We start from the raw sequence: 14,140 nt of genomic DNA, 5'->3' as shown, positions 1-14,140 counted from the left end.
GACTCGTTATAGGGTCAAGCGAACAAGTGCATGTGGTGGATGCCTTGGCGATCACAGGCGATGAAGGACGCGGTAGCCTGCGAAAAGCTACGGGGAGCTGGCAAACGAGCTTTGATCCGTAGATGTCCGAATGGGGAAACCCGGCCCTTTTGGGTCATCCTAGACTGAATACATAGGTCTAGTGAAGCGAACGCGGTGAACTGAAACATCTAAGTAACCGCAGGAAAAGAAATCAACCGAGATTCCCAAAGTAGTGGCGAGCGAAATGGGATGAGCCTTGTACTCTTTATTTGTATTGTTAGCCGAACGCTCTGGAAAGTGCGGCCATAGCAGGTGATAGCCCTGTAGGCGAAAACAGTATGAAAGAACTAGGTGTACGACAAGTAGGGCGGGACACGTGAAATCCTGTCTGAAGATGGGGGGACCATCCTCCAAGGCTAAATACTCGTGATCGACCGATAGTGAACCAGTACCGTGAGGGAAAGGCGAAAAGAACCCCGGGAGGGGAGTGAAATAGATCCTGAAACCGCATGCATACAAACAGTCGGAGCCTCGTAAGGGGTGACGGCGTACCTTTTGTATAATGGGTCAGCGACTTACGTTCAGTAGCAAGCTTAACCATATAGGGCAGGCGTAGCGAAAGCGAGTCCGAATAGGGCGTTCAGTTGCTGGGCGTAGACCCGAAACCAGGTGATCTATCCATGGCCAGGATGAAGGTGCGGTAACACGTACTGGAGGTCCGAACCCACTAACGTTGAAAAGTTAGGGGATGAGCTGTGGATAGGGGTGAAAGGCTAAACAAACCTGGAAATAGCTGGTTCTCTCCGAAAACTATTTAGGTAGTGCCTCGTGTCTCACCTTCGGGGGTAGAGCACTGTCATGGTTGGGGGGTCTATTGCAGATTACCCCGCCATAGCAAACTCCGAATACCGAAGAGTGCAATCACGGGAGACAGACATCGGGTGCTAACGTCCGGTGTCAAGAGGGAAACAACCCAGACCGCCAGCTAAGGTCCCCAAATATAGCTAAGTGGGAAACGAAGTGGGAAGGCTAAAACAGTCAGGAGGTTGGCTTAGAAGCAGCCACCCTTTAAAGAAAGCGTAATAGCTCACTGATCGAGTCGTCCTGCGCGGAAGATGTAACGGGGCTAAGCTATATACCGAAGCTGCGGATGCGTGCTTTGCACGCATGGTAGGAGAGCGTTCCGTAAGCCTGCGAAGGTGCCTTGTAAAGGGTGCTGGAGGTATCGGAAGTGCGAATGCTGACATGAGTAGCGATAAAGGGGGTGAAAGGCCCCCTCGCCGTAAGCCCAAGGTTTCCTACGCAACGTTCATCGGCGTAGGGTGAGTCGGCCCCTAAGGCGAGGCAGAAATGCGTAGCTGATGGGAAGCAGGTCAATATTCCTGCACCATTGTTAAATGCGATGGGGGGACGGATCGCGGAAGGTTGTCCGGGTGTTGGAAGTCCCGGTCGCTGCATTGGAGAAGGCGCTTAGGCAAATCCGGGCGCAGGATTCAAGGGTGTGGCGCGAGCTTCTTAGGAAGCGAAGCAATTGGAAGTGGTTCCAAGAAAAGCCTCTAAGCTTCAGTTTAACAGTGACCGTACCGCAAACCGACACAGGTGGGCGAGATGAGTATTCTAAGGCGCTTGAGAGAACTCGGGAGAAGGAACTCGGCAAATTGGTACCGTAACTTCGGGATAAGGTACGCCCTTGTAGCTTGACTGGCCTGCGCCAGGAGGGTGAAGGGTTGCAATAAACTGGTGGCTGCGACTGTTTAATAAAAACACAGCACTCTGCAAACACGAAAGTGGACGTATAGGGTGTGACGCCTGCCCGGTGCCGGAAGATTAAATGATGGGGTGCAAGCTCTTGATTGAAGTCCCGGTAAACGGCGGCCGTAACTATAACGGTCCTAAGGTAGCGAAATTCCTTGTCGGGTAAGTTCCGACCTGCACGAATGGCGTAACGATGGCCACACTGTCTCCTCCCGAGACTCAGCGAAGTTGAAGTGTTTGTGATGATGCAATCTACCCGCGGCTAGACGGAAAGACCCCATGAACCTTTACTGTAGCTTTGCATTGGACTTTGAACCGATCTGTGTAGGATAGGTGGGAGGCTATGAAACCGGAACGCTAGTTTCGGTGGAGCCGTCCTTGAAATACCACCCTGGTTTGTTTGAGGTTCTAACTTTGGCCCGTGATCCGGGTCGGGGACAGTGCATGGTAGGCAGTTTGACTGGGGCGGTCTCCTCCCAAAGCGTAACGGAGGAGTACGAAGGTACGCTAGGTACGGTCGGAAATCGTGCTGATAGTGCAATGGCATAAGCGTGCTTAACTGCGAGACCGACAAGTCGAGCAGGTGCGAAAGCAGGTCATAGTGATCCGGTGGTTCTGTATGGAAGGGCCATCGCTCAACGGATAAAAGGTACTCTGGGGATAACAGGCTGATACCGCCCAAGAGTTCATATCGACGGCGGTGTTTGGCACCTCGATGTCGGCTCATCTCATCCTGGGGCTGTAGCCGGTCCCAAGGGTATGGCTGTTCGCCATTTAAAGAGGTACGTGAGCTGGGTTTAAAACGTCGTGAGACAGTTTGGTCCCTATCTGCCGTGGGCGTTGGATATTTGAAGGGGGCTGCTCCTAGTACGAGAGGACCGGAGTGGACGAACCTCTGGTGTACCGGTTGTGACGCCAGTCGCATCGCCGGGTAGCTATGTTCGGAAGAGATAACCGCTGAAAGCATCTAAGCGGGAAACTCGCCTTAAGATGAGATATCCCTGGAGGCTTGACCTCCTTGAAGGGTCGTTCGAGACCAGGACGTTGATAGGTCAGGTGTGTAAGCGCAGTAATGCGTTCAGCTAACTGATACTAATTGCCCGTAAGGCTTGATCCTATAACAAGTCTGTCTCGATAGCCGTTAGCGCTTCAGCGCTTACGGATATCGAGCGTCGAGTGCGAGGCACTCGACGTACTGCGGTTGAAGTACCGCGTATGTGTGTGAGTACAACTCACAACCCAACCAAGATTACTGCTTCTTCCCGGATTGGTCGCGCTGCGAAGCCGCGCGACAACCCTCTTTGCCTGATGACCATAGCGAGTCGGTCCCACCCCTTCCCATCCCGAACAGGACCGTGAAACGACTCTACGCCGATGATAGTGCGGATTCCCGTGTGAAAGTAGGTAATCGTCAGGCTCCCTAAGCCAGAAACCCCCGCCTAACCGGCGGGGGTTTTTGCATTTGTGGCGCGGAAATGCGCGTGGCGAGCGGGGCACCCATCCGGGCGCACAGTCTTCTTCGAAAAAGCCCGGTGCGATCATCGTCGAACGAGGGGCGCCACCTCGATTCCTCGCAACTACCGTTAGCGCAAACAGGGCTGCTCAGCCTGAGCTCCCGCCCATCACCTCCGTACAGCCCCCAATATCCGGGCCGCCGTAAGCCGGCTGGTCCGAAGATCGTCAGCCGGGCTCGGATCGCTCAGCGCCGTATCGGGGCGCATGCTACGGCACGAGGAGCGCGGGGCACGGATCGGCACTGTCGGGTAAATCTTCGCGCCGCGGGCCAGTTTTCCTGCGGCGCGAGCGTACTGGCTGACGCGACGCGCCCGCGTAGAAGCCGGAGCAAGTGTCGTCGGCCAAGCGAACCAGATGGACGTCATGCGGGCAGGCCTGGTATCGCACGCAGATCGTTACTTCGCTGCGACAGGCCCGCCAGACAGCCATTCTTATCAGCATGCACGACTCGCCGGGGCGGCGAGCGATTTCATTGCCGGACATCAGCTGCAGTGGCCATGCACCCGCGTTGGCAATCATTGGTTCGAGCGCATGTTGTTGTCGGTCAAGCGCTGCGGGACGTTCATGCTGCTCATGTCGTTCGTTCGTGGAATCGTGCGGCGTCGCGCCGAGCCAGGGGCGGTCGAAGGGGCGCTCAGAAGCCGTGCATAGCGGCTATCGCTTCGCGGCTCGCGTGGCGAATCCAGGTGGCCTGTCAGGCCGACCATCGGCGCGACACCATTTGTTCGACATGTCGGCGGCAAGCACTATCGATGTCTCGGCTAGCGCGGCGGTCGCGAACTGGCGAACGAGCTTACGCATGATCGCGGTAGGGCTGACGATCTCGGCGGATAACGACATCACCCTATAGGCGGCACCCATCGACTGCGCAGCGCCAGGAAATGCCGCTGAAAAGCTCACAAGAAAGCGGCGTCCGTCCCGTCGCGAACCGATCGGCACGAAATTTGCCGGAATTTTTGCATATACCCCTTGGCTTTGTGACGCGAAGGCCGTATGATGGCGGTCTTCTGATTTTCGGCGCGGGTGCAGATCTGCGGCGAAACCAGAATCTGACGAAGATGTGTGCATCAACATGCCGGGCTTACGCCTCGCGGATCGTGCAGGCAGTCTCGGGGAGAATGAAAATAATCTTCGCGATGCGCTTGACACAAGTGTGATGTACCTCCATAATCGTCAGTTCTCTACGGAGGGGTGCCCGAGTGGCTAAAGGGGGCAGACTGTAAATCTGTTGGCTTACGCCTACGTTGGTTCGAATCCAACCTCCTCCACCAAGACATCAGCGCAGAGAGTAGTAGGGAATCGTTAGTGGCCCGTGCGGGTGTAGCTCAATGGTAGAGCAGAAGCCTTCCAAGCTTACGACGAGGGTTCGATTCCCTTCACCCGCTCCAGTCTGCGTAGTTGAAGCGTAAAACCGCCCATGTGGCTCAGTGGTAGAGCACTCCCTTGGTAAGGGAGAGGTCGGCAGTTCGATCCTGCCCATGGGCACCAGTAGTACAGTCAGTGTCTGTTTGCGCGCGGCGCAACATGTGAAATTCCTTTCGGGAGTTGAAAATGGCCAAGGAAAAATTCGAGCGGACCAAGCCGCACGTGAACGTTGGTACGATTGGTCACGTTGACCACGGCAAGACGACGCTGACGGCAGCGATCACGACCGTGCTGACGAAGAAGTTCGGCGGTGAAGCGAAGGCATACGACCAGATCGACGCAGCGCCGGAAGAAAAGGCACGCGGCATCACGATCAACACCGCGCACGTCGAGTACGAAACGGCTAACCGCCACTACGCACACGTCGACTGCCCGGGCCACGCTGACTATGTGAAGAACATGATCACGGGCGCGGCGCAGATGGACGGCGCGATCCTGGTGTGCTCGGCAGCAGACGGCCCGATGCCGCAAACGCGTGAGCACATCCTGCTGGCGCGTCAGGTTGGCGTTCCGTACATCATCGTGTTCCTGAACAAGTGCGACATGGTGGACGACGCTGAACTGCTCGAGCTGGTCGAGATGGAAGTTCGCGAACTCCTGTCGAAGTACGACTTCCCGGGCGACGACACGCCGATCGTGAAGGGTTCGGCGAAGCTGGCGCTGGAAGGCGACACGGGCGAGCTGGGCGAAGTGGCGATCATGAACCTGGCAGACGCACTGGACACGTACATCCCGACGCCGGAGCGTGCGGTTGACGGCGCGTTCCTGATGCCGGTGGAAGACGTGTTCTCGATCTCGGGCCGCGGTACGGTGGTGACGGGTCGTGTGGAGCGCGGCATCGTGAAGGTCGGCGAGGAAATCGAAATCGTCGGTATCAAGCCGACGGTGAAGACGACCTGCACGGGCGTGGAAATGTTCCGCAAGCTGCTGGACCAAGGTCAGGCAGGCGACAACGTTGGTATCCTGCTGCGCGGCACGAAGCGTGAAGACGTGGAGCGCGGCCAGGTTCTGGCGAAGCCGGGTTCGATCACGCCGCACACGCACTTCACGGCTGAAGTGTACGTGCTGAGCAAGGACGAAGGCGGCCGTCACACGCCGTTCTTCAACAACTACCGTCCGCAGTTCTACTTCCGTACGACGGACGTGACGGGCTCGATCGAGCTGCCGAAGGACAAGGAAATGGTGATGCCGGGCGACAACGTGTCGATCACGGTGAAGCTGATTGCACCGATCGCGATGGAAGAAGGTCTGCGCTTCGCAATCCGCGAAGGCGGCCGCACCGTCGGTGCCGGCGTCGTCGCCAAGATCATCGAGTAAGCCAGTTATTCGTTGATCGACAGTTTTGGGGCTGGCATTAGCCAGTCCCAACATGGTCTAGGGGTATAGCTCAACTGGCAGAGCGTCGGTCTCCAAAACCGAAGGTTGGGGGTTCGATTCCCTCTGCCCCTGCCAAAAAATCGCCACGTGTCATACGTGGCATTTGTTTTAAGGTGTTATGGCGAATCCATCCGTCGAAACTGTAAATACCTCCGGCGATAAGCTGATGCTGGCCCTGGGCGTATTGTTGGTCTTGGCCGGATTCGTGGGCTTCTTCTGGCTGGGTGGTCAGGAGTGGTACGTCCGCGGTGCCGCTCTGGCGGTGGGGTTGATCGCCGGCGTGGCCGTGGGCCTGATGTCGGCGCCTGGCAAGGGCCTGATCGCGTTTGCCAAGGATTCGTACAAGGAAGTCCGGAAGGTCGTTTGGCCCACCCGCAAGGAAGCAACGCAAACCACGCTCGTCGTGTTCGGTTTCGTGCTCGTGATGGCAATTTTCCTCTGGTTGAGCGACAAATCCATCGAATGGGTGATTTTCTCGGCGATTCTGGGTTGGAAATGATATGAGCGATACTCCGGCATCCCCGAGCGGAAAGCGATGGTACGTCGTGCACGCCTACTCCGGTATGGAGAAGAGCGTGCAACGCGCGCTTCAGGAGCGCATTGAACGTGCCGGCATGCAGGACAAGTTTGGCCAGATCCTGGTTCCGACCGAAGAAGTGGTCGAAGTCAAGGGTGGTCACAAGGCAGTGACGGAACGTCGTTTCTTCCCCGGCTACGTGCTGGTGGAAATGGAAATGACGGACGAAACGTGGCACCTCGTGAAGAACACGGCGAAGGTCACCGGTTTCGTCGGTGGTGCGCGCAACCGCCCGACGCCGATTTCCCCCAAGGAAGTCGAGAAGATCATGTCGCAGATGCAGGAAGGCGTGGAGAAGCCGCGCCCGAAGACCCTGTTCGAAGTCGGCGAGATGGTTCGGGTCAAGGAAGGCCCGTTCACGGATTTCAATGGCACCGTCGAAGAAGTGAACTACGAAAAGTCGCGTGTGCGTGTGTCGGTCACCATCTTCGGTCGCGCCACCCCGGTCGAGCTCGAGTTCGGCCAGGTCGAAAAAGTTTGATCCCGATTCGGTGGGCAGCCTCGGCTGCCCACCTTCGCGCTTACGGTCCGCGTCATGGCCGTTGAGGAGCGTCAGTAGCCAGCGGCGAACGCGCGTTATCACTCACCGAACGCCGCTTGGCGTTCCAACGAGGTTTTCAAATGGCAAAGAAGATTGTCGGCTTTATCAAGCTGCAGATCCCTGCAGGTAAAGCCAACCCGTCGCCGCCGGTCGGTCCGGCACTGGGCCAGCGCGGCCTGAACATCATGGAGTTCTGCAAGGCGTTCAACGCGCAGACTCAAGGCATGGAGCCGGGTCTGCCGGTGCCGGTGGTCATCACGGCATACGCTGACAAGAGCTTCACGTTCGTGATGAAGACGCCGCCGGCGACCGTCCTGATCAAGAAGGCGGCGAAGGTGGACAAGGGCTCGAGCAAGCCGCACACCGACAAGGTCGGTTCGATCACGCGCGCTCAAGCCGAAGAAATCGCGAAGACCAAGATGCCGGACCTTACGGCAGCTGATCTGGACGCAGCCGTTCGCACCATCGCTGGTAGCGCACGCTCGATGGGCATCACCGTGGAGGGTGTGTAAATGGCTAAGATCTCCAAGCGCCGTCAGGCATTTGCCGCCAAGGTCGACCGTCAGAAGCTGTACGCGATCGAAGACGCACTCGCACTCGTGAAGGAATGCGCGAGCGCGAAGTTCAACGAATCGATCGATGTCGCAGTCCAGCTCGGTATCGATGCGAAGAAGTCGGACCAAGTGGTTCGCGGTTCGGTCGTTCTGCCGGCTGGCACGGGCAAGTCGGTTCGCGTTGCCGTGTTCGCGCAAGGCGAGAAGGCCGAGCAAGCACGTGCAGCAGGCGCGGAAATCGTCGGTATGGAAGACCTGGCTGAGCAGATCAAGGCTGGCCAGATGGACTTCGACATCGTGATCGCTTCGCCGGACACGATGCGTATCGTCGGTACGCTGGGTCAGATCCTCGGCCCGCGCGGCCTGATGCCGAACCCGAAGGTCGGCACCGTGACGCCGGACGTCGCAACCGCGGTCAAGAACGCGAAGGCTGGCCAGGTCCAGTTCCGCGTCGACAAGGCCGGTATCATCCACGCGACCATCGGCCGTGCATCGTTCGAATCGACCGCGCTGCGCAGCAACCTGTCGGCGCTGATCGAAGCGCTGCAGAAGGCAAAGCCGGCAACGAGCAAGGGCGTGTACCTGCGCAAGATCGCACTGTCGAGCACGATGGGCGTCGGCGTGCGTGTCGACCAGGCTACGCTGGCAGCGCAGTAAGCAAGAATTCAGGCCGCTTCACGAAGCGGCCTCAAAGGGCTTTGGGCGGTTGTCCGCGCAGTTTGGCGGGCAACCGGTTATCAAAGACCGTTGGTGGGAGCGTCGCAGTCAGGCAATCCCTTAATGCAAGCCAACGCAGATGGCGAACCCGAAATAGTTTTGCAGTGGTGAAGCCCCAGGCCGCGAAGCGATTCGCGGTGTGAGGTGGAAATACTCCTAACGAGTCGGACGCCGTTGTTGAACGAGGTACGTGAGGTTTCGTGCCGAACGTATCGTTTCTGGAGGCTAACCGTGCCGCTTAATAGAGAAGACAAGCAAGCCGTCGTCGCTGAGGTTGCCGCGCAAGTCGCGAAGGCCCAGACCGTCGTGCTGGCTGAGTATCGTGGAATTGCGGTTGGCGATCTGACCAAGCTGCGCGCGAAAGCGCGTGAGCAACAGGTTTACCTGCGCGTGTTGAAGAACACGCTGGCGCGTCGCGCCGTCGAAGGTACGCCGTTTGCTCCGCTGGCAGAGCAGATGACTGGCCCCCTGATCTACGGCATCTCGGAAGATGCAATTGCTGCTGCGAAGGTCGTCAACGACTTCAGCAAGAGCAATGACAAGTTGGTCATTCGGGCTGGTTCGTTCGATGGCAAGGTGATGGACCAAGCCGGCGTGCAAGCGCTGGCAAGCATCCCGAGCCGCGAGGAACTGCTCTCGAAGCTGCTGTTCGTTATGCAATCGCCTGTTTCCGGCTTTGCGCGCGCTCTGGCCGCGCTGGCTGAGAAGAAGCAAGCCGAAGCTGCGTAATCGAACGCACATCAGCGTCACTGATCGCTGGCTGTATCCGTATTCAATTTAGGAGTATTTCAAATGGCAATCGCAAAAGAAGACATCCTGGCAGCAGTCGAAGGGATGACCGTTCTGGAACTGAACGAACTGGTCAAGGCGTTCGAAGAGAAGTTCGGCGTGTCGGCAGCTGCTGTTGCAGTCGCTGGCCCGGCAGGCGGCGGCGCTGCTGCTGCAGCTGAAGAGAAGACCGAATTCACGGTCGTCCTGGCTGAAGCAGGCGCGAACAAGGTTTCCGTCATCAAGGCAGTTCGCGAACTGACGGGCCTGGGCCTGAAGGAAGCGAAGGACCTGGTTGACGGTGCACCGAAGCCCGTCAAGGAAGGCGTCGACAAGGCTGCTGCTGAAGAAGCCAAGAAGAAGCTGGAAGAAGCAGGCGCGAAGGTCGAAGTCAAGTAAGTTCCGGCGCGCTGTGCGAAGGCTGGCGGTATTTCCACCGCCGGCCTTTTTGTGCTTTGTGGGAACGTTATTCTGGCACTCTTTCGTGAGCCGGGATAAACGCCCCGAGAAGCCAAAGATAACCGTCGAATCGTTGCGATTGGCGTTTTTCTTTGTCTTCTGAAGCGACTGCAGAAGGCAAGTTTGGTCGGGTAGCGGGCAACACAGGCATCCGCTGCCGTCAGCCAGCGGTTGGTAGCGGCCAACCACCAAGCTTCTCGGCTCGTTCAAGCCGTCGGACGGCCATCGGGTCTCAGTCGGTGAACACTCGGGTTTGACACGTCCAGGTATTCCGCCTCGATAGCACCCGCCGTGATTCGGAGATCGTATGCAATATTCCTTCACCGAGAAGAAGCGCATTCGCAAGAGTTTCGCGAAGCGCCCCATCGTTCACCAAGTTCCTTTCCTGCTGGCCACCCAGCTTGAATCATTCAGCACGTTTCTGCAAGCTGATGTTCTGACGGCGCAACGCAAGCCTGAGGGTTTGCAGGCTGCCTTCACATCGGTATTTCCCATTGTTTCGCACAATGGTTTCGCGCGTCTCGAGTTCGTGAGCTACGCGCTGTCCTCGCCGGCATTCAACATCAAGGAATGTCAGCAGCGGGGCCTGACGTACTGCTCCGCGCTGCGCGCGAAGGTGCGCCTCGTCATCCTCGACAAGGAATCGCCGAACAAGCCGGTCGTCAAGGAAGTGAAGGAGCAGGAAGTGTACATGGGCGAAATTCCGCTCATGACGCCGACGGGCTCGTTCGTCATCAACGGTACCGAGCGTGTGATCGTCTCGCAGCTGCACCGCTCGCCGGGCGTGTTCTTCGAACACGACAAGGGCAAGACGCACAGCTCGGGCAAGCTGCTGTTCTCGGCACGGATCATCCCGTACCGCGGCTCGTGGCTCGACTTCGAATTCGATCCGAAGGACATCCTGTACTTCCGCGTCGACCGTCGCCGCAAGATGCCGGTCACGATCCTGCTGAAGGCGATCGGCCTCACGCCGGAACAGATCCTCGCGAACTTCTTCGTGTTCGACAACTTCACGCTGATGGACGAAGGCGCGCAACTCGAGTTCGTGCCGGAGCGCCTGCGTGGTGAAGTCGCGCGTTTCGACATCACGGATCGCGACGGCAAGGTCATCGTCCAGAAGGACAAGCGGATCAACGCGAAGCACATTCGCGACCTCGAAGCCGCGAAGACCAAGTTCATCTCGGTGCCGGAAGACTATCTGCTCGGCCGCGTGCTGGCGAAGAACGTCGTCGACGGCGACACCGGCGAAGTGATCGCGAGCGCGAACGACGAGATCACGGAAAGCGTGCTCGAGAAGCTGCGCGAAGCGGGCATCAAGGACATCCAGACGCTCTACACGAACGACCTGGACCAGGGCCCGTACATCTCGTCGACGCTGCGTGTCGACGAAACGGCCGACAAGACGGCCGCGCGCATCGCGATCTACCGCATGATGCGTCCGGGCGAGCCGCCGACCGAAGAAGCGGTCGAGGCGCTGTTCAACCGCCTGTTCTACAGCGAAGAAGCGTACGACCTGTCGAAGGTCGGCCGCATGAAGTTCAACCGCCGCGTCGGCCGTGACGAGATCACCGGCCCGATGACGCTGCAGGACGACGACATCCTCGCGACGATCAAGATCCTCGTCGAGCTGCGCAACGGCAAGGGCGAAGTGGACGACATCGACCACCTCGGCAACCGTCGCGTGCGTTGTGTCGGCGAACTGGCGGAAAACCAGTTCCGCGCAGGCCTCGTGCGTGTCGAGCGCGCAGTCAAGGAACGCCTCGGCCAGGCCGAAAGCGAAAACCTGATGCCGCACGACCTGATCAACTCGAAGCCGATTTCGTCGGCGATCCGCGAGTTCTTCGGTTCGTCGCAGCTGTCGCAGTTCATGGACCAGACCAACCCGCTGTCGGAAATCACGCACAAGCGCCGTGTTTCCGCACTGGGCCCGGGCGGTCTGACGCGCGAGCGCGCAGGCTTCGAAGTCCGCGACGTGCACCCGACCCACTACGGCCGCGTGTGCCCGATCGAAACGCCGGAAGGTCCGAACATCGGCCTGATCAACTCGCTCGCACTGTACGCGCACCTGAACGAATACGGCTTCCTCGAGACGCCGTACCGCAAGGTCGTCGACAGCAAGGTGACCGACCAGATCGACTACCTGTCGGCGATCGAGGAAGGCCGCTATATGATCGCGCAGGCAAACGCCGCGATCGACGAGAACGGCCAGCTGATCGACGAACTCGTGTCGTCGCGTGAAGCCGGCGAAACGATGATGGTCACGCCGGACCGCATCCAGTACATGGACGTGGCGCCGTCGCAGATCGTGTCGGTTGCAGCCTCGCTGATTCCGTTCCTCGAGCACGACGATGCGAACCGTGCACTGATGGGTTCGAACATGCAGCGTCAGGCCGTGCCGTGTCTGCGTCCGGAGAAGCCGGTCGTCGGTACGGGCATCGAGCGCACCTGCGCGGTCGACTCGGGCACGACGGTCCAGGCGTTCCGCGGCGGCGTCGTCGACTATGTCGACGCAGGCCGTATCGTGATTCGCGTGAACGACGACGAAGCGGTCGCGGGTGAAGTCGGTGTCGACATCTACAACCTGATCAAGTACACGCGTTCGAACCAGAACACGAACATCAACCAGCGTCCGATCGTGAAGATGGGCGACAAGGTCTCGCGCGGCGACGTGCTGGCCGACGGCGCCTCGACGGACCTGGGCGAGCTCGCGCTCGGCCAGAACATGCTGATCGCGTTCATGCCGTGGAACGGCTACAACTTCGAGGATTCGATCCTGATCTCGGAGAAGGTCGTGGCCGACGATCGCTACACGTCGATCCACATCGAAGAGCTGAACGTCGTTGCACGCGACACGAAGCTCGGGCCGGAAGAAATCACGCGCGACATCTCGAACCTGGCGGAAGTCCAGCTCGGCCGTCTCGACGAATCGGGCATCGTGTACATCGGTGCGGAAGTCGAAGCGGGCGATGTGCTGGTCGGCAAGGTCACGCCGAAGGGCGAGACCCAGCTGACGCCGGAAGAGAAGCTGCTGCGCGCGATCTTCGGCGAGAAGGCGTCGGACGTGAAGGACACGTCGCTGCGCGTGCCGTCGGGCATGAGCGGCACCGTGATCGACGTCCAGGTGTTCACGCGTGAAGGCATCCAGCGCGACAAGCGTGCGCAACAGATCATCGACGACGAACTGAAGCGCTACCGTCTCGACCTGAACGACCAGCTGCGCATCGTGGAAGGCGACGCGTTCCAGCGTCTCGCGCGCATGCTCGTGGGCAAGGTTGCAAACGGCGGCCCGAAGAAGCTCGCGAAGGGCACGAAGATCGACCAGGCTTACCTGGAAGACCTCGACCACTATCACTGGTTCGACATCCGCCTTGCGGACGACGAAGCAGCGGTGCAGCTCGAAGCGATCAAGAACTCGATCGAAGAGAAGCGCCACCAGTTCGACCTCGCGTTCGAAGAGAAGCGCAAGAAGCTCACGCAAGGCGACGAACTGCCGCCGGGCGTGCTGAAGATGGTCAAGGTGTACCTCGCGGTGAAGCGCCGCCTGCAGCCTGGCGACAAGATGGCAGGCCGCCACGGTAACAAGGGTGTCGTGTCGAAGATCGTTCCGGTCGAAGACATGCCGTACATGGCTGACGGCCGTCCGGCCGACGTCGTGCTGAACCCGCTCGGCGTGCCGTCGCGGATGAACGTGGGTCAGGTTCTGGAAGTGCACCTCGGCTGGGCCGCGAAGGGCCTCGGCTGGCGTATCGGCGAAATGCTGCAGCGTCAGGCGAAGATCGAGGAGCTGCGTGTCTTCCTGACGAAGATCTACAACGAGTCGGGCCGCGCGGAAGATCTGGAGAGCTTCAGCGACGACGAGATCCTCGAGCTCGCGAAGAACCTGCGCGAAGGCGTGCCGTTCGCGACGCCGGTGTTCGATGGCGCGACCGAGGACGAAATGGCGAAGATGCTCGACCTCGCGTTCCCGGACGACATCGCCGAACACCTCGACATGAACCCGTCGAAGAACCAGGTCCGTCTGTACGACGGCCGCACGGGCGAAATGTTCGAGCGTCGCGTGACGGTCGGCTACATGCACTACCTGAAGCTGCACCACTTGGTCGACGACAAGATGCACGCGCGTTCGACGGGCCCGTACTCGCTCGTCACGCAGCAGCCGCTGGGTGGTAAGGCGCAGTTCGGTGGCCAGCGTTTCGGTGAAATGGAAGTGTGGGCACTCGAGGCATACGGCGCGTCCTACGTGCTGCAGGAAATGCTGACGGTGAAGTCGGACGACGTGAACGGCCGGACCAAGGTGTACGAGAACCTGGTCAAGGGCGATCACGTGATCGACGCCGGCATGCCGGAATCCTTCAACGTGCTCGTGAAGGAAATCCGCTCGCTCGGTATCGACATCGATCTCGACCGCAATTAATCGGACTACGGAGAGAA

At 59.1% G+C, this 14,140-nt stretch carries 8 protein-coding genes, 4 tRNA genes and 2 rRNA genes; all 14 read left to right on the top strand.

What is annotated here, in order from left to right; translation table 11 throughout:
• Positions 1-12 precede the first annotated feature (12 nt).
• Positions 13-2,893 (top strand): 23S ribosomal RNA (locus tag ABFO07_RS01010).
• 187 nt (positions 2,894-3,080) lie between these two features.
• A 5S ribosomal RNA gene (gene rrf, locus ABFO07_RS01005) occupies positions 3,081-3,193 on the top strand.
• Between the two features lie 1,283 nt (positions 3,194-4,476).
• Positions 4,477-4,562: transfer RNA gene (locus ABFO07_RS01000), tRNA-Tyr, on the top strand.
• Between the two features lie 43 nt (positions 4,563-4,605).
• Positions 4,606-4,679: transfer RNA gene (locus ABFO07_RS00995), tRNA-Gly, on the top strand.
• A gap of 25 nt (positions 4,680-4,704) precedes the next feature.
• Positions 4,705-4,779, top strand: a tRNA-Thr gene (locus ABFO07_RS00990).
• Between the two features lie 63 nt (positions 4,780-4,842).
• A complete protein-coding gene (gene tuf / locus ABFO07_RS00985) occupies positions 4,843-6,033 on the top strand; it encodes an elongation factor Tu (RefSeq protein ID WP_011882996.1) in 1,191 nt (396 codons plus the stop codon).
• Positions 6,034-6,092: 59 nt separating this feature from the next.
• Positions 6,093-6,168: transfer RNA gene (locus ABFO07_RS00980), tRNA-Trp, on the top strand.
• A 43-nt stretch (positions 6,169-6,211) separates the two neighbouring features.
• Positions 6,212-6,592, top strand: coding sequence for a preprotein translocase subunit SecE (secE, locus tag ABFO07_RS00975; protein ID WP_059558272.1), 381 nt, complete (start codon positions 6,212-6,214; stop codon positions 6,590-6,592).
• A 1-nt stretch (position 6,593) separates the two neighbouring features.
• Complete coding sequence (gene nusG, locus ABFO07_RS00970) at positions 6,594-7,151, top strand: transcription termination/antitermination protein NusG (RefSeq protein ID WP_006765424.1); 558 nt, start codon at positions 6,594-6,596, stop codon at positions 7,149-7,151.
• A gap of 140 nt (positions 7,152-7,291) precedes the next feature.
• Complete coding sequence (gene rplK / locus ABFO07_RS00965) at positions 7,292-7,723, top strand: 50S ribosomal protein L11 (RefSeq protein ID WP_006400671.1); 432 nt, start codon at positions 7,292-7,294, stop codon at positions 7,721-7,723.
• Complete coding sequence (gene rplA, locus ABFO07_RS00960) at positions 7,724-8,422, top strand: 50S ribosomal protein L1 (protein ID WP_017333534.1); 699 nt, start codon at positions 7,724-7,726, stop codon at positions 8,420-8,422.
• A 291-nt stretch (positions 8,423-8,713) separates the two neighbouring features.
• On the top strand, positions 8,714-9,211 hold the full coding sequence (rplJ, locus tag ABFO07_RS00955; RefSeq protein ID WP_059803102.1) for a 50S ribosomal protein L10: 498 nt from the start codon (positions 8,714-8,716) through the stop codon (positions 9,209-9,211).
• A gap of 63 nt (positions 9,212-9,274) precedes the next feature.
• On the top strand, positions 9,275-9,649 hold the full coding sequence (gene rplL / locus ABFO07_RS00950) for a 50S ribosomal protein L7/L12 (RefSeq protein ID WP_006477198.1): 375 nt from the start codon (positions 9,275-9,277) through the stop codon (positions 9,647-9,649).
• Between the two features lie 367 nt (positions 9,650-10,016).
• A complete protein-coding gene (rpoB, locus tag ABFO07_RS00945) occupies positions 10,017-14,123 on the top strand; it encodes a DNA-directed RNA polymerase subunit beta (RefSeq protein WP_059558276.1) in 4,107 nt (1,368 codons plus the stop codon).
• Positions 14,124-14,140: the final 17 nt, after the last annotated feature.

The organism is Burkholderia stagnalis, from assembly GCF_039848545.1.
GTDB lineage: Bacteria > Pseudomonadota > Gammaproteobacteria > Burkholderiales > Burkholderiaceae > Burkholderia > Burkholderia stagnalis.
This window is presented reverse-complemented; position numbering and strand designations above follow the sequence as displayed.

Coding starts and splice junctions, on each gene's coding strand:
- tuf (WP_011882996.1), top strand. CDS start 4,843: ATGGCCAAGGAAAAATTCGAGCGGACCAAGCCGCACGTGAACGTTGGT.
- secE (WP_059558272.1), top strand. CDS start 6,212: ATGGCGAATCCATCCGTCGAAACTGTAAATACCTCCGGCGATAAGCTG.
- nusG (WP_006765424.1), top strand. CDS start 6,594: ATGAGCGATACTCCGGCATCCCCGAGCGGAAAGCGATGGTACGTCGTG.
- rplK (WP_006400671.1), top strand. CDS start 7,292: ATGGCAAAGAAGATTGTCGGCTTTATCAAGCTGCAGATCCCTGCAGGT.
- rplA (WP_017333534.1), top strand. CDS start 7,724: ATGGCTAAGATCTCCAAGCGCCGTCAGGCATTTGCCGCCAAGGTCGAC.
- rplL (WP_006477198.1), top strand. CDS start 9,275: ATGGCAATCGCAAAAGAAGACATCCTGGCAGCAGTCGAAGGGATGACC.
- rpoB (WP_059558276.1), top strand. CDS start 10,017: ATGCAATATTCCTTCACCGAGAAGAAGCGCATTCGCAAGAGTTTCGCG.